Below are 15,480 nucleotides of genomic sequence, written 5' to 3' on the forward strand. Positions count from 1 at the left end.
CAGAAGGGAAATGAACAAGGCGTCCGAAGACGCCTTTGGGGGGTTAAAGCCAGCTATGCTCGGCAAGGGAGAGAGGGCGACCTTCACCGACGATGAAATGATCCAGTACGCGGACTTCGACCAAGGTCAAGGCCTCCTTCAGTCTTGCGGTCAAGGCATGATCCGCCAGGCTGGGTTCCGTGCAACCGGAGGGATGGTTGTGAACAAAAATCGCGGCTGCTGCGTTATGCGCTAGGGAGCGCTTGACGACTTGGCGGGGGTAAACGCTGGCGCCATTGATGCTCCCGTGAAAGAGGATCTCGAATGCCAGAACGCGATGGCGAGCATCGAGAAAAATCACACCGAAAACCTCATGCTCTTGGGGTGCGATATGCAGTTTTAAGTATGAGGCCACGGCGTCAGGTGACGTCAGATTGGGGCCGCGGGTGAACAGCCGACGATCCAGAATGTGCAGCGCTTCGTCGATCAACTGGTTTTCCTGGGCGATACGATCAGCCTCGACATCCGAGGCTTCAATCAGGGTGAGCTGGGTGTTCATGAGGTACCTCCGAAGGGAACAATCCGGGGGTACACACCCGAGGGGAGTGTTGTCCCCGAGGTGGATATAGAGTGACGGGCATTGCCCGATGACGCGCTGTTTACAGCCGAGTGAATCGGTGGCGTTGTCCGTGCAGATGTGAGTCACAACCGTCGCAGGGCAACGGAGAGAAGGTTCTTATTCCCCGGCCAGTTTCGGGATCGAAGTCGGCACTGATGGGCATTAGCCGGACCAGTCCAAGATGGATACCGGCGATGCGTTTCTCGATCTCATCGGTCGTGTAGTAGAGCGATAACGTGCTGTAGTCCTCGTAAGCCGCAGCGAACAGGCAGTCGTCGCAAAGCCAGAAGGATTCCATGTGGGGTCTCCTGTGCTGATTGAAGAAAAGGCGCTCGATTGAGCGCCTTAATGTAAACATCGTGAATTGTTCAGGCGGGCTGAACAGTGCTTGTGGTGACACGGCGGGCCGTGCGGGGAGTGGGTGCAGATTCAGATTCAATCCTGGACTCTGCTGGGTTGTCGGTCTCCTCAACTTCGGCATCAGCCGATGTTGGGGATGGCTCACTGTTTGGCGCTTGCTCAGCTGGTGCTGTTGCCTCCTGCCTGGCAGGCGCTTTGTATTCGAACGTGCCGTTGACCTTGATCCAGTCGATGTACAGCAGACGACCTTTCAGGCTAGCGCCCGGTTGGCCTTGTTTATCGCCTTTCTCATAGAGAAATGGGTCGATCCACAGGTCGCCGATACGGAACGACAGCAAAACCTTTTTCTCGGCTTTGACGGCGTCCATATAGAGACGAATCAAGCGTTCAGCTTCGCCTCCAGCGACTTTGCAGTCGAGGCGAGTGTACTCGACCGCATCTGTGGCACCGTGCAGGGCGGCGATATCGCAGGCCATGAACGGCTGGCCACGGCGGACTTGTACTTCGCGAACACGGTTGAGGTAGCCGATGCCGACGGTGTGCAGATTGAAGTAAGTGGTCGCTTCTTGGGATTGGTTGGCGTGGGCCATGGTGGTTCTCCTGTTTCAAGGGAAAACGGCGACGCACAGCCCCTGACGGGGAAGTGAGTCCCCGTCAGGGTGGGTTAGGTGAAGGCGAACGATGAACGACTCGTCACCGGCAAGCCGATGACCATCAGATCGATGCGCCTGGAGAATAGAGGTGCAGCAGAGGAGAAATCCGCAGCAGATCTGCGGATCTAGGGTAGTGGGCATTCACCACCGCTGAAGCGGTAATCGTGCGAGCCTCCGAATGCTGATCGCACTTGGGTAAACCACCACGAGCGTGGCGTAGCCTTGAAGGTTCAAGCTACCTGGGCTGTGCTGTCAACGACAGCGAACCACACCCTTTGTATAAGCCCGTCACAGGGGAGCGTCAAGACGCCGTAAGCCGATTTTTTTAGGCTGGAATTCAGTGGCAATCACTGGACTGAAGAAAGTGAAGAGTAGGCCTGGCGGGGTGCCAGGCGAGGAATAGAAAAGCCACCTTAGGCGGTCTGACGCAGTCGACAAGCTCCTCGCAAAACTTGATTTAACTGCGCCATGATTCACCAACCGACCCTTATCGTGGCCTGGGTCGGAATACGCTGGCACACATCCGCGCACAAAGGGTGCCCAGTGTTTCCCCGGCGGGCTCCGGGACTGAATGCGATCGCCGTAGCGGATGACCGCTGATGCCTGGCAGAGGCAACAGCGGTCATCCGCCACAACAATCAGGTCGAACACGAAGCGGGAAATGAAATTCCGCAGAAGAGAAGGCTCCGAACTCTAAGAGTCCGACCGAGCTACCCGGAGCGAATCGGTCTTGGGTCGTCGCAAACGATGATTCTGAGGCACTACAGCAGAGGGGGTGGGAGGACGTCAAGCCAGTGTGCTGAGAGATTATTTGCTACTGAGATGATCGGCCAGCTGTTCGACGGTCGTCAGGATAAAGGCACGGTCGCTTTCTTGAAGGCCGCTCAGCAGGCCCGCGATCATCTGGCCCTGGTCGTTGGGGCGACTGCTCGACTCCGTCAGCAGTTCATCCATCCGGCAGTCGAAGACGTCTGCCAGTTGCATCAGCTTGACCACGGAAAGCTCCACCACACCCCGCTCAAGGCGCGAAATGGCTTCGCTGCCGATCCCCAGGCGTTCAGCCACCTCTTCCTGGGTCAGATTACGCTGAGTGCGGTGTTTCGCGATCATGCGCCCGATTTGGGCTTGGGTCGGATGTTTATGTGCCAAGTGATGAGTTCTCCAATTCAACCCGAATGGTTGAGCAAAGACCCATTGACATGAACATCCTTAACGGTTGAGTATCGACTTAAAGGGTTGCCATATTGACTGAAATAGCTGTTTGTCGCGACGTGAGATCTATTCCTCTAGGAATCAGAGGCCGAAGTGACCAGCGAGACTGAGCGGCCTGATAGGGCCAAAGGGAGGCAGGGTTGAGCATGGATGAGCAGCGAGAGAGCGTTATGGACCTGATCTGGGATCGAACACTGGAGCTGTTCGTCAAGATCCATGACTGCCCTGATAATCCCGAACACCGCGACAACCTTGTTCATTGGCTTAACGAAGATCCTGCTCACCTGAAAGCGTTTAACGAACTGGGGCAGATATGGATAGCGACAGGCATCGCCTTGGCCCGTGAAGTCGGACAACCTTTGATCGACTTGGAGCGGTATCAGGCGCCGCTGATGATGCACTGAGCGGTGCACCACCCTAACTTCATGTTGATCTCAATCGAACTGTCATGGGCGGCGCGTCTCTTTTCTGAACGGCGTAGTGCCCTTGCAGTTCGGATACTGCGAGCATGACCAGAACGGCCCAGATTTGCCCTTCCGCTTGATCATTGAGGCATTGCAAATGGGGCAGGCCGGGCCGGCATCGACCGGTATCGACAAGTTGAGCGCTCCATAGTGTTCGACCAACTTAGCAATCCAGTTCGCCTGCTTTGCGACGAACGCCTCCAAGGTCAGACGTCCTGCTTCGATTTCATCCAGAGCTTGCTCCCAGATTGCTGTCATACCCGGATCGGCGACTGCGGCGGGCACGGCTTCGATTAGTGTGTGGGCCGCTGCGGAGGCCGTTAAGGCACGTTTTTTCTTCAGCAAATAACCGCGCTCAATCAACCCCTTGATAATGCCGGCTCGCGTGGCTTCGGTGCCGATACCGGTGGTATCCCGAAGTTTCTGTTTCAGGCGCGGGTCGTTGACCAGCTTGGCGACGTTTTTCATCGCCTTGATCAGATCGCCCTCGGTGAGCGGTTTGGGCGCAGCGGTGCGCATGGACTTGAGTTCGACGTTGTCCACTGCGCACTGCATACCCTGCTGTAGGGCGGGCAAAACCTGGGACTTTTGACTGGGTTCATCGCCTTCGGCGTTGTCGGAGAGTAAGCCTTTCCAGCCTTGGATGAGGATCTGTTTGCCAACAGCAGACAAACACTCGGCGCCGCAGCCCAGTTCGACCTCGGTTCGATCAAACTCGTGATGCGGCAGGAATTGCGCGAGGTAGTGGCTACGAATCAGTTCGTAGACTTGGCGCTCTTGTTCTGACATCCGCTCAAGGTTCGCCGGCTCGGTGGTGGGGATGATGGCGTGGTGCGCAGTGACCTTGGCATCGTTCCATGCTCGTGAGCGCAATGATCGATCGATGCTTCCGAGCGCTGGGCGTAACGCGGGATCCATTTTGAGCAGGGCATCGAATACCGCGGCGACCTCGTTGAACATGCTCTCTGGCAAATAGCGGCAATCGCTGCGCGGATAGCTGGTGGCTTTGTGGGTTTCATATAAGGCTTGCGCGATGTTCAGGGTTTCCTGCGCGCCGAGTCCCAACTTGCGTGAACAGACTTCTTGCAGTGTGCTCAGGTCGAAGGGCAGGGGTGGCGCTTCGCGGAAATGCTCAGTCTGCAGCGAGACTACGATGGCGGTCTTGCTGCTAGAAATCGCTAGGACGGTCTGACTGGCAAGCGCCTGCTGCAGGCAGCGACCGGCTTCGTCACGTCCTGAGCTTGGCGGTATCCACGACGCGATGAATGGTTGTCCCATTGAAGACAGGTGCACCTCCACGACCCAGTACGGCACGGAGACGAAGCTGGCAATCGCGCGGTCTCGTTCAACCACCAAGCGCAAAGTGGGCGTCTGGACGCGTCCAACCGACAGCACGCCGTCATAGCCCGCCCGCCGTCCTAGGAGAGTAAACAAACGACTGAGATTCATACCAATCAGCCAATCGGCGCGGCTGCGGGCGAGGGCTGAGTGATAGAGCGGGAAGGTTTCCTGACTAGACTTCAGCGACGACAGTGCTTTGTGAATCGACGCCTCGTTGAGTGCGGATAACCAGAGGCGCTCAACAGAGCCACGATAGTTACAGAGCTCTAGTAACTCGCGGGCAATCATTTCACCTTCGCGATCGGCGTCGGTGGCGATGACGACGGTGGCAGCTTCGCTGAGCAGGTGTTTGATGATTTTGAACTGCGCGACGGTCTTGGGTTTGACCTCAACCCTCCACTGCGCGGGAATGATCGGTAGATGATCCAACGACCAGGTTTTGTACTGATGGCCATAGGCTTCAGGTGGGGCCGTTTCCAGCAGGTGACCGATACACCAGGTGACGGTTGTCTCGCGTCCGATCAAGCAACCATCGCCGCGTCGGCTGGCTCCGAGAATCTTGGCGATGTCACGACCTTGGGAAGGTTTCTCGCAGAGAAAGAGACGCATAGAACTGCTCCGGGTTAAGTTCGGAGCAGCGTTGTTGGAAATAGCGGTGGCGAGCTATGAGAAACCTGAATGGCAGGTTCCTTATATTAGTCGGTGAGGGCAGTCTTGATTGGGGATGAGGCTACTTACCTTGTAGCCACGTGGACGACAGTGCTTCACGAACAGCGAGTAATGAAAGGCCAGGCACTTCGCGCAAAGGCGCAATTTTTATGCCTCAAATTAGTCATGCCGATGGTGGCTGCCCTCTGCGCTTTTTGGACTTCGACGCAGGCGAGCTGGCCTGGTCTGTAGCCTGCCCGACGGGAGCCGCAGACGAGGCTGATTCACTTGAGCGCTCCCGCATGACCACGTTCTGAACGCGATGAGGCAGGATGCCGACACGACGCGCCTCGATCTTGAAGGTGACCCGAGCATTGTCTTCACTGTCCTCCCACTTATCGCGTACGGTGCGGCCCTCTACCAACACGCGCATGCCTTTCTGGTACAGCGTGCTCCAGTGTTCAGCCTCGCGGTGCCAGAGCTCGACTGGCGCCCAATAGCCGCCTCGATCTTCGTAGCTGCCATCGCGTGGCACGGGGTTGTCGAAGTACACATTCAGGCGCAGCAAACGCCGTGGCTCGTCATTGCCTGATGGGAACTCCTGAAACTCTGGCGCACTGCCGATGTTGCCTTCACCGACGAAAAAGGTACTCATCGTGATGTCTCCGCTGCTGGTGTGAATTGGCGCAGCAGCCGTTCGGCGCTGGCCATTTTGATTGCGCAGGTTGAAGCCTGACGGTAGAGCGAATGCACCACGCTCATCTGCAAGTTCAGTGCAATGCGCTCGCATTCGAAACGGTGCAGGCCCTCGCGTACGGCTTGCGGCAAGGCCTTGTTGGAGACCTGGCGCTCCCAGATCGCAACGCCCATACGGGCGAAGTCACGGGTGCGCCATCGCAAAAAGGTGCTGCCCGCGCTGGTGTTCTGCAGCACCAATCGGATATCCAGCAACGAGTAAGGAGATTGTCCGGCCTGCTGCGCCACAGCCTCCATCAGACGACATAACTGCACCTCGGTTTCCCTCGCCACCTGTGCCAGGTATTCCAGCTCCCCCTTACCCTTAAAAGGTTTTAAAAGGCCTTTTAGGGAGACTGCGTGTTCGAGCTGTCGATAGGCATCCGATGTTAGCGTTTTGAGGGGCATTGGTTGAGTCGGGATTAGGGGCTTCATACTTCGTCCTCCGGCTCATCGACTGTCGCAGATGGCTCTAAAGCTTCCTCTGCCAATGCGTCAGCATTATCCACTGCCACAGCACCATGACGAATGATGGGTGGCGCGAACTGGGAGCGACGATGTCCCTCAAGGATGTCCATAGGGGGTAATCCAAACTTCTCCATGGCCGCTAGAGCACGAGCGTTGTTCGCCGCCATGTCATCACGGGTGGCACCAGCATGCCGATAGCGCTGCGCCTGACCGAGCAGGCTGCGCAGCAGATGGGCGCCGTCGTCAATCCAGGCTTCCATGTCCCGGCGACCGATCAAGGCGGTGTGATGGGCCAATAGGGTATGTCGCACCAGCGTGTCGTAGTCAGTCAGCAGGTAGACGGCGAGAAACCCCAGCTGGCTGCCGATGTACAAGGGTAAGGTGACGGGGTGGATGTTGAGGTTATCGCTCATGTCGATCTGCGTCGGCAGGTCCTGTCTGATCCGGTCCAACTGCTGGGTCAGTTCCAGCATCCCAGTTTTGGCCTGCATCAATTTTTCTTCGAGCTGCACGATCGCCCAGTCGGCATAAGGATCGTCCTGCGCTGCGGCTTGTTTGATCAGGTTAGTGACACTGATGTAGCCCGCCATACCCATAATCGAGTGGACGCCTTCGCGTGCGTTTCGACCTTGCCAGATTCGGGCGGCGTGGTGTGTGTGCAGGGTCAGGGTGATGCTGCTGCGCAATGAGCCCAGGTTGAGCTGATAGTGATCGGCCATCGTGTCGTCCTCGCATAGGCTTGGACGGAAACGTTGCGACAGATGAGGGACAAGGGCAGCCAAAAAGCTGAACGCGGTCTGTTCGGTTTTGTGAGAGAGGGCAAACTCCTGACGTCTACGTTTTATTGGAACTACGCCCCGGCGTTTCCCTAAACGCTCCACGGTTCGGTCCGATATTTTCGTAGATCGGTACGCTATGGATTTGATGCCACTGGCATCAAATCTATTGAGCTCCACCGCGTCTACGCAGCTGGCGCAGCTCATTCAGACACGCTTGGGCGAGGGCTGAAGCAGGTTCGCCCTTTTTTCGAGATGGCCGCGGGGGGGCAGGTGGGGGCGGCTCTGCGATAGGTGATGGTTCGGCCTGACTTGCCCAAGGACGAAAGTCGCCCTTCAGCGCACGCTGGGCCAAGCCCATCAGATAGGCCGCTGGCTTACGTATACCACCGGCCGCACAGCGCGCCCCCGCTTCGTTAAGCACCGCCTGTTGGTCCGTCGTTCTGAGCTTGTTCAGCGCCACGGTGACGGCCTGACGTTCGCTTGGGCTCAGGTGCAGCGAAGTGGGCCAGTGCAGGTTATCCACAGCAGAGGTCGCGCGCGGTACTGTACAATTACTTTCTTTTAATACAGTACAGGCGGCGTTCGGATTCCGTACGGTGCTGCAAACATTAGCGTTCAAGCCTGATTCGGAATTCGAACGAGGGGCTGCACGATTCCGAACGTGGTGATCTTCCCCCCGTTCGGAATCGTGGAATGCATCACCGGGTGGCTGATCCAAGCCCTGTTGCGTCCACTGTTCGCCCCAGCTGTCGAGCCGAGTCGGTAACCGATCCCGATCGATATTCGTGTCCTGTCGGACCTCCTCCACAATGTGCTGAGCGACAATTCGCACGGCCTTCGTCGCATGATTGAGGGCATGTCCGACCAGTTCTAGGTAGTCCTGATCCAGCTCCATGGCTTCGGCGGGGGTTAACGGCTCATCGTGCAGAACGTACAAAGAACCTTGTAGCCGTCCACTGAGTTGATCGCGACCGCGGCTCACCAAACTGAGCCAGCGAGTGAGCCTAAGCATCGTCAACACGCGAGCAATGGTTTCACGCGAGGCTGACATACCGTAGGGCACGCTTGAGAGATAAGGCTGCAAATCTTCATAGCGCGGAGTGACTACGCCCTGACCTTGCAGCATGAGTCGAAATACCTGCCAGGCATTTCGCTCCAATGGCGTCAGCCGATTATCCAATAGCAGCCGACGTGGCACGACGTCGTGGGATTGGCCGCTGAACAGAAAGCCCGCTTGTAAAGGCTGGTTGGAGGGCTGTTCAGTGGTAGGGCGTGCTGGCCAGCGCTCATGCAGCTGCTGTGTGCATTGCTGCAGGACACGTTGCCAGCGACTGGAAGGAACAGCGTTCATGTCTTGTTGCTGTACTGGTCGATCTGCTGCCAGACGATGGTCAAACTGATCTGCTGCTCTTCGGCAAGCATCATCATGGCGTCGAGTTTATCCTCGGTCCCGTCTTCTGTTTGTATTTGGCACCAACGCTGCCATAACGCATGTTCCTGCGCTTCGCTCAAATGCTGAGGACGGCCTTTACGGGTCTCTAACTTGAGTAGACGCCGGCGCATGGCAGTTTCCGAATGCGCCAAACCAAAGCACTGGTACATGATGGTGCTGCTGGCGCCGAGCTTGAGCGCTCGATTGATCAACCGTTCGTTCTGTTCATCGCGGTCAGCTTGTTCGATCAGCCGATGCAGCACCGGCGAGTCAATCTTGACCTCAAGCCAAGGGACGGTGGCATGGGCCAGGCGGGATAGCGTGGTCGGCGGTAAGGATTGCAGCAAGAAGATGTCGTCCTCACTCAGTCCAAGGGCCTTGCAGCGTTGCAAGTTACCCAGGCGGAGTTCGTGTAGTACCTGGGTTAGCATGGCTTGATTGAGCATATTAAAGGACAGGTTCATCTCAGCTCCTTCGTTGAGTTGTCTTCAGAGGTGAGCGTTAAGTCGATTAGACGCCGGGCCAGGCGGATCAGGCGAAACAGTTTGATTAACAGATTGTCGGGCAGTCGCTCCAGCCCCACATCCGTGACCGGTCGATCTGGTAGAGGGAGTTGATAGACCCCCAACAACAGCTGCCCGAACAGTGCGGAGGGTATTTGCTTGCGGTCCTCCCAGTTCACCTCGTCTTGAGCCCGTAACAGGGCCAGAAGCATTAGGTGAACGCCGGTCGACCGAGGCGCTGAAAGATCAAGTCGCTCAATGTCCAAGGTGAAGCCCAAGCCAAGCTTTTGATCAATGATGCACTCGGTATCTCCGGCATAGGCCGCCATTTCATGGGCCAGTCCGGCAATGGCTAAACGCAGTTGTTCGGGGGTATCCAGCGTTGGTGTGATGGTCCAGATATCGTCGATTGTGCAGGTTTCGACTGAAGGCTTCGCCTCGGTAATGATCTCGCGATCGATTTGCTCACGAATCTGTTGAACGCGTGATAGAGGACTAACCGCTGGTGAAACATTTGTTTGGAGGTCTGCGAGCAGCTCTTCTGAAACTGGGTCTATCCTGCTCTCGGTCTCGGTCTCGGTTGATTCAGCGTCGGAGGAGTGCGGTACTGCTGCGGCTTCATGTACGCTTGGCGGATAGATGTTCTCTGAGGGCGTAGTTGTGACAGCCTCAGGCGTGGAGACGACCCGTTGGCTATCGCTCAGCTCCAGGGCCAGCATACGGTAGGACTGTCCGAGCAAGTGGCTCATGCGTTCGAGCAATTCGTCCTGGATCTGCTCAAGATCAAAGGATCCAGGATCGCCATCGAAGTAGCCCATGGTCTCTAGCCAGAACTCTGCAAATGAAACTGCGGCGATTGGATAACGGTTCCAGGTTCGCTCAGCCTGACTACGTAGACCAATCAGGCGCTCTATCTGAGGCTTACCCAGCCCGGCATACAGAGTTTGTGGGATGGCGGGTAATAAGTGTTCGAGGGTATCCAGCATCCGGCTGATATGCGACTGCGAAATCGGATAGCCTCCAGCGGCAAGACGTCGAGCCAGCTCCCGTTGTGATAGCTCTGGACCATCCGACTCAAGCATGGTTTTGAGTTTGGCTACCGCCACAGCCCGTTCGATGAACGTAAGTTGGCCGTGTAGATCGCTTTCCGCCAAATGGCCGAGTAGGGCGTTGGTTTCATTGCTCCAAGGTCGGAACAGGCAGTGAATCCGAAAGAAACGCTCGTCACGAGTTTCCTGCCACAGCTCGCCGAGAATCGTCAGGCGCGTATTACCGCCGTTGCGGATGATGAAAGAGGTTTCACCTGGGCGGCGGGTAATCGGTGGCGGCTGATCCAGCCCGCGTTCACGGATCGATGCCTTGATATCGTCATAAAGTGGATTACGGATAAAGCGTGGGTTGTGTTCGTAGGGGCGTAACTGTTCCAGAGTAACTAGCATGGGAGTGTCGATGACAGGATCGGCCAGTCGCTCCAGTCCAAGACCTTGAATGAAGTGGTCTTGGTGCAGCTTGTCGGTGATTTCCTCCTGACTGAGCTTTTTCATCTCAACCGCCTCGGTTAACGCCGGCTACGCAAATGGTCACCGACCTCGAATTTCACGATTTCGGCAGTCCCTGAGCCTTCGAAATGTTCGGATAGTTCGGCGAGGAACCACACCATGGCCGAGCGCCCCCCTTGCAAACGAAAAACCACGGTGAAGTACTCCTCGCAAGCCGCGTCGCGTGGTCGAATGGAAGGCTGAACAACAATCGGAAACTGTTCCGACATTAGAAAACTCCATACCAAGCCCTGTTGGCTTCAAGGTCGATCAAACAAAAAACGGAGAAATGCTGATTAGGCGATTTGCTTTATCGAGGCTTCGCACACCTCATTACCGAAGAGATCGCTTCACGCCATTCAGGAAATAATTCGATGGCCAGCGCTTGCATGATTTCTAACGCACACGGCGAGCGTCGGCGTTTACTCGACGGGCACTTATCTATTCGGTGGACTGGTAAACCGAGGGAGGCGGCATTGAGATATGCCACGCGGTCGGGGATTACGGTATCTAGCACGGAGGTATTGGTAGCCTCTGCGAAAGTCTCGCGCAGGCTTCGGATGATCATCCGGGTGTCCACTCGATTGACGTTCACCTGGTTCAGTAAGAGCCGTAAGGGCGGTGGGTCGATGCCTAGGTGGCGAAACGGTTCGAGCTCACTCAGTAGCTTCAAGGTGCCACGGCGCACTTCGCGGGCAGCGAGCATTTCTGGCGTGATGGGAGAGAGGGCAAGATCGGAGGCCAGGATGGCCATCTCCAGCAGTACACTGCGTGCTCCCTGAGTATCAATCAAAAGCAGGTCATAATTAAGACACAGGTCGTTGAGCAAATTGTGCAGGCGTAGTCGCCCATCAGGTGCATGCAGCAACAAGGTGCTCAGTCGACCTTGATCGTCGTTGGAGAAAATCAGGTCGAGACCGAAGACGGCAGTCCTAGAAATTATTCGTTCAGGTATTGTTAGATTGAGTGCAATGAGCTCGTACGCACCTGCATGAGCTTTCTGGCTCAGTGAATAATAACTGGAGAGGGTGGGTTGGCTATCTAGATCCAAGAGCAGAACGCGCAAGCCAGCATCGGCCAACAGACCACCGAGATTGGCCGCTACTGTCGTTTTGCCTACCCCACCCTTAGTGGAAACCACCGAGACCACGTGCATCACCCTCACTCCTGTCGCGAAAGGCGCTCTGCAATCCAGTGCTCGATTTCCAATGAGTCCCAGCCGACTGCGCGCAGTCCGATACGCTTCGCTCGCGGAAACTTGCCTTCCTTCATCAGGTTGTAAATGTGCGCACGTTTGAAGCCGGTTTTTTGTTCAACCTCATCACGTCGCATGATGTGGCGTTGGGGTTGAGGTGCTTCAACTGAGGTGACAGATTGGTTGGACATGCTAGTCACTCCTGGCGCCAATTGGCGCGTGTTGGGAAGTGACATGGATTGAATCGCAGGAGGCGGGATGAGTCATTGCATTGCAATCAAGCCTATTGCAACGCAATTGACTGGATCAGTTGTTTTTCTTGAGGCTACGATTGGCCACGGCAAACTTTTCATCCAGCGTACGCTTGCTCAGGCCGGGCACATCTTTATGACGAGCGACAATGGCATCAACGATGGCTGCTTGATTCGTGAATACCGAAAGAGGTTTTCCGGCGGGCGAATGGTCCAAGAGAAGGCTGACCAATGCCCCAATGATGTTGTGATAGGTCAGTTCACTGCGCTCGCTGAGTTGACCATTCGTTTTGGCCAAGGCTTTGAGATCATCTCTTTCGAGTCCAATCGACTGGAGCTCTCCCAAGATTTCTTGAATGCGCTGCTGTTGCGCTTTGAACGCTCTCGATAACTCATCTCGATCTGCTTTCAAGGAGAGAAAAGTTCCTAGACTGACCTTTGCAGGCGCATCTTCACCAGACTCGAATAAGAAACTGGGCTTATGGTCGGGGTAATGGATCTCCATCCAACGGCGTAAGTCCGAATGGCGGATCGTCAGCTGATAGGGCTCTACATAGCTTCCCAAAGGAACAGAAATGCCGAGGCAGCCGTACGGCAATTCTCCATTGCGTATGGCGTCTAAAATCCTTTCGAAAGCGATGTGAAGATTAGGCCATTGGGGAAAGAGGGTTTCAAGGTTTCCGGGACGAGACCAGTCCGCCTGTACTATTTGGGCTTCGCAGTGAGTGAGATTGCACCAGCGCAACGCTGCATCAATAGGGCGATAGAAGGTTTTCGTATTCGGATTGAAAACATAAACGCTCATCTGCGGCGGGCCTCCATTCCTAATGGAAACGTCTCACCGGCTGTCTATGGATCGAACTAGCTAATCAGTCCAGCTGTTTCTTCCGTTGACCAAATCGGTGAGGTCATTCCATTCCATTTTGTAACCAGTATCTCCGATGATATTACTTCTCACACGAACTGGGTGACTCTGGCCGGTGGCTGGATTGATACCTACATCAACTGACTCGAATGTGTATGTACCAAGGCGCGACCGATAGGCTGTTCATATTTTTGTACGTTGATGGCGGTTTCAAATACGACTGCTCTGGGCCGAAAGTGCCAAGTTTCGCCATCGAGATGGGCACTCATCAGTATCTTTTACCCGCCTGAGTGGCGTCATTTTCGATGTTTTTGCACAAGGCGTCCGGATATTCCTGCATGTATGGGAACCCACTTCGCTGAGCGCCCCCTCGCTAGGCTTGGCGTAGGGTCAAGCCTGGCTGAGTTGGGCGTCAGGTTGCTGTTTGTCTTCAGGCCGTAGTAGCAGCAGAACGGTGGCAGCAATGACGAATACCACGGCGAACACGCCATACAGGTGCAGTGGCTGCCAGCCGCTATCGAGCAACAGGCCGGCGACCGTCGGCGAAAGAATCGCGCCGATCCGCCCGATACCTATTCCCCAACCGACGCCTGTTGCTCGTACCGAAGCGTCATAGACAATTGGCGACAGCGCGTACAAACCCGCCACGCAGCCATTGGAAAACAACCCGATCAATAGACCCAGGCCGAGCGCCATCGATACCGATGAAGCCGAGTCAACGAACAGCACCAGCAGGCCCGCCGTAACCAGCATGAACAGCGACAGCACGCGGGTCAGTCGCCAGCGCGAGGCCATGGCGCCAATCAACGCCGCGCCGAAGATACCACCGACGCTCAGCAACACACCGCCGCTGATCCCTTGCTGTGCCGATAGCTCTGCCGAAACCAGCAGCTTCGGCGTCCAGCTCATCACGAAGTAGAAGCCGAACATCACTAGGAAGAACAACAGCCAGATTAGTAGGGTCGTGCGCCGTGACGCCGGTGAGAGCAACTGTGCCAAGCGCGTGCGGCCTGAAGTTGGCGCCGAGTGGGCGACGGGCAGTTCGTGCAGTGCCGGCTGACCGAGGCGGACGGCCAGGCGATTGATGCGAGCCAAGGCGTTGCCGGGGCGGCGGGCGATCAGAAAACCCAGCGATTCGGGCAAGTACATCAGCACCAGTGGAATCACCGCCAGGGTCACGGTACCACCGAAAATGAATACAGAACGCCAACCAAAGTGCGTCAACAGCCACACTGACAGCAGGCCCCCGAAGGTCGCACCCAAGGCATAACCGGTGGATTGCAGGCTCACCGCCAATCCGCGCCAGCGTCTGTTGGCGTATTCACTAGCGATCACGTTACTGCTGGCCAGGATGCCGCCGATTCCCAAGCCGGTCAGCCCGCGCAGCAGCGCCAGTTGCAATGGCGACTGGCTCAGTGCCGACAACAGCATGCCGACCCCTGAGAGCAGCAGGCAAAACAGAATCAATGGTCGACGACCAAAGCGATCCGCCCAGGGTGCAATAAATAGAGAGCCTGCCGCCATGCCAAACAGTCCGGCACTTAATAACAGCCCGATCTGCGCGCCGTTCAGGCCCCATTCGGCAGACACCGAGGAAGCCGTGAAGGCAATTACCAGCACGTCGAAGCCATCGATCATGTTTATGACAATGCAGATGCCCACGGCCAACCACTGGAACGACGCCATGGACCGCTCATCTACCGCGTTCTTGAGCGCGACAGTCATAGCCGCTGCCCCCTGAGACGAGGCTGCGTACAGGTAACGCCAAAAAGGCACACAAAGGTAGGTACAAGCCAAGACTTTAACCCGATTGAGAAGCCACTCATCACGACACCCTTGTTATTTTTATGAGCTGACAGACGTTCTACCTGACACCGTGCGGCGCCAGTCAATCAAGTTATGAAGCCTTTTAAAAGTGTTGTGGTAAATGGGTTCTTAATTATTTATCTGCATTTATGCCAAATTTTTTAAAAAACAAATGGTTAGCATTAGATAAAAAACGTTCGATTATCGAACAAGAAAATGTTTAAGAAGTGTTATGTGTTCGAGAATTGTTGTATTGGCGGTATCGTGATCCGGGGTGGGGCTGACCTGTTTTGGGGTCTCGGATTTGAATGCTGCCAATTTGGGATAGTGAAGTGCGGGCGCAGGGCATAGCATCAAATACACAGTGCAACCTGAACAATGCGCTTTGGAAGTCGGTGAGGTTTTCGAGCCAGCAATGCTAGCAATAACTACCTCATATAATAAGGTCAAGAACATGAGCGTATCTTTTCCCATTAGCACCCCCAGCGAAGTTGAAATATCGCTCATGGGGGCTATCCCTTCACATCCCGATACCGCGATGGCTCGGCTGGAGTGCGATGTTTACCTTCAATATTCTCCAGGTTGTTCTGTACGATTTGTGGCGACTTATGGAAAGTGAACGCTAGTCATGA

The 15,480-nt window shown here is 55.8% G+C and carries 18 protein-coding genes; 1 reads left to right on the forward strand and 17 read right to left on the reverse strand.

Annotated features, from left to right (window positions below; genetic code table 11):
* Positions 1–43: 43 nt before the first annotated feature.
* From radC to NL123_RS15165, 4 genes are all read right to left on the reverse strand, one after another.
* Entirely contained in the window at positions 44–538 is a 495-nt protein-coding gene (radC, locus tag NL123_RS15150) for a RadC family protein (RefSeq protein ID WP_494358169.1), read from the reverse strand.
* A gap of 100 nt (positions 539–638) precedes the next feature.
* A complete protein-coding gene (locus tag NL123_RS15155; RefSeq protein WP_048392834.1) occupies positions 639–896 on the reverse strand; it encodes a hypothetical protein in 258 nt (85 codons plus the stop codon).
* Positions 897–966: 70 nt separating this feature from the next.
* Positions 967–1,548: an STY4534 family ICE replication protein gene (locus NL123_RS15160; RefSeq protein WP_494358170.1), complete on the reverse strand. Its 582-nt coding sequence runs from the start codon at positions 1,546–1,548 to the stop codon at positions 967–969.
* 870 nt (positions 1,549–2,418) lie between these two features.
* Positions 2,419–2,760, reverse strand: a complete 342-nt coding sequence (locus tag NL123_RS15165) for a helix-turn-helix domain-containing protein (protein WP_494358171.1) — start codon at positions 2,758–2,760, stop codon at positions 2,419–2,421.
* Positions 2,761–2,993: 233 nt separating this feature from the next.
* On the opposite strand from NL123_RS15165, the gene NL123_RS15170 reads away from it, so the two are divergent.
* On the forward strand, positions 2,994–3,227 hold the full coding sequence (locus NL123_RS15170) for a DUF4880 domain-containing protein (RefSeq protein WP_494358172.1): 234 nt from the start codon (positions 2,994–2,996) through the stop codon (positions 3,225–3,227).
* A gap of 42 nt (positions 3,228–3,269) precedes the next feature.
* Here the strand turns inward: NL123_RS15170 and NL123_RS15175 are convergent, their stop codons facing one another.
* The 13 genes from NL123_RS15175 to NL123_RS15235 all read right to left on the reverse strand — a co-directional run bounded on the left by NL123_RS15175 (position 3,270) and on the right by NL123_RS15235 (position 15,355).
* Positions 3,270–5,237, reverse strand: coding sequence for a DNA topoisomerase III (locus NL123_RS15175; RefSeq protein ID WP_494358173.1), 1,968 nt, complete (start codon positions 5,235–5,237; stop codon positions 3,270–3,272).
* Positions 5,238–5,460: 223 nt separating this feature from the next.
* Positions 5,461–5,931, reverse strand: a complete 471-nt coding sequence (locus NL123_RS15180) for a single-stranded DNA-binding protein (protein WP_494358174.1) — start codon at positions 5,929–5,931, stop codon at positions 5,461–5,463.
* Positions 5,928–6,446 (reverse strand): DUF3158 family protein, encoded by a 519-nt coding sequence (locus NL123_RS15185; RefSeq protein WP_494358175.1) that lies wholly within the window; start codon positions 6,444–6,446, stop codon positions 5,928–5,930. The genes NL123_RS15180 and NL123_RS15185 overlap by 4 nt, the downstream gene beginning before the upstream one ends.
* Positions 6,443–7,198 carry a PFL_4669 family integrating conjugative element protein gene (locus NL123_RS15190; RefSeq protein ID WP_494358176.1) on the reverse strand — a complete coding sequence of 252 codons (756 nt, stop codon included), beginning with the start codon at positions 7,196–7,198 and terminating at the stop codon, positions 6,443–6,445. The genes NL123_RS15185 and NL123_RS15190 overlap by 4 nt, the downstream gene beginning before the upstream one ends.
* A gap of 223 nt (positions 7,199–7,421) precedes the next feature.
* Positions 7,422–8,609, reverse strand: coding sequence for an STY4528 family pathogenicity island replication protein (locus tag NL123_RS15195; RefSeq protein ID WP_494358177.1), 1,188 nt, complete (start codon positions 8,607–8,609; stop codon positions 7,422–7,424).
* Positions 8,606–9,154, reverse strand: coding sequence for a DUF2857 domain-containing protein (locus NL123_RS15200; RefSeq protein WP_494358178.1), 549 nt, complete (start codon positions 9,152–9,154; stop codon positions 8,606–8,608). Before NL123_RS15200 ends, NL123_RS15195 begins: the two co-directional genes overlap by 4 nt.
* The gene (locus NL123_RS15205; protein WP_494358179.1) at positions 9,151–10,737 is read right to left on the reverse strand and encodes a ParB family protein; all 1,587 of its coding nucleotides are present in this window, start codon (positions 10,735–10,737) and stop codon (positions 9,151–9,153) included. The genes NL123_RS15200 and NL123_RS15205 overlap by 4 nt, the downstream gene beginning before the upstream one ends.
* Positions 10,738–10,751: 14 nt before the next feature.
* A complete protein-coding gene (locus NL123_RS15210) occupies positions 10,752–10,961 on the reverse strand; it encodes a hypothetical protein (RefSeq protein ID WP_494358180.1) in 210 nt (69 codons plus the stop codon).
* Between the two features lie 80 nt (positions 10,962–11,041).
* Positions 11,042–11,887 (reverse strand): ParA family protein, encoded by an 846-nt coding sequence (locus NL123_RS15215; RefSeq protein WP_494358181.1) that lies wholly within the window; start codon positions 11,885–11,887, stop codon positions 11,042–11,044.
* Between the two features lie 5 nt (positions 11,888–11,892).
* Positions 11,893–12,117 (reverse strand): AlpA family transcriptional regulator, encoded by a 225-nt coding sequence (locus NL123_RS15220; protein WP_494358182.1) that lies wholly within the window; start codon positions 12,115–12,117, stop codon positions 11,893–11,895.
* Positions 12,118–12,232: 115 nt separating this feature from the next.
* A complete protein-coding gene (locus NL123_RS15225) occupies positions 12,233–12,982 on the reverse strand; it encodes a hypothetical protein (protein WP_494358183.1) in 750 nt (249 codons plus the stop codon).
* A 450-nt stretch (positions 12,983–13,432) separates the two neighbouring features.
* Positions 13,433–14,767, reverse strand: a complete 1,335-nt coding sequence (locus NL123_RS15230; RefSeq protein ID WP_494358184.1) for an MFS transporter — start codon at positions 14,765–14,767, stop codon at positions 13,433–13,435.
* 282 nt (positions 14,768–15,049) lie between these two features.
* A complete protein-coding gene (locus tag NL123_RS15235) occupies positions 15,050–15,355 on the reverse strand; it encodes a hypothetical protein (protein ID WP_494358185.1) in 306 nt (101 codons plus the stop codon).
* Positions 15,356–15,480 lie beyond the last annotated feature (125 nt).

The sequence above is a fragment of the Pseudomonas sp. FBCC-B1565 genome, from assembly GCF_059133265.1.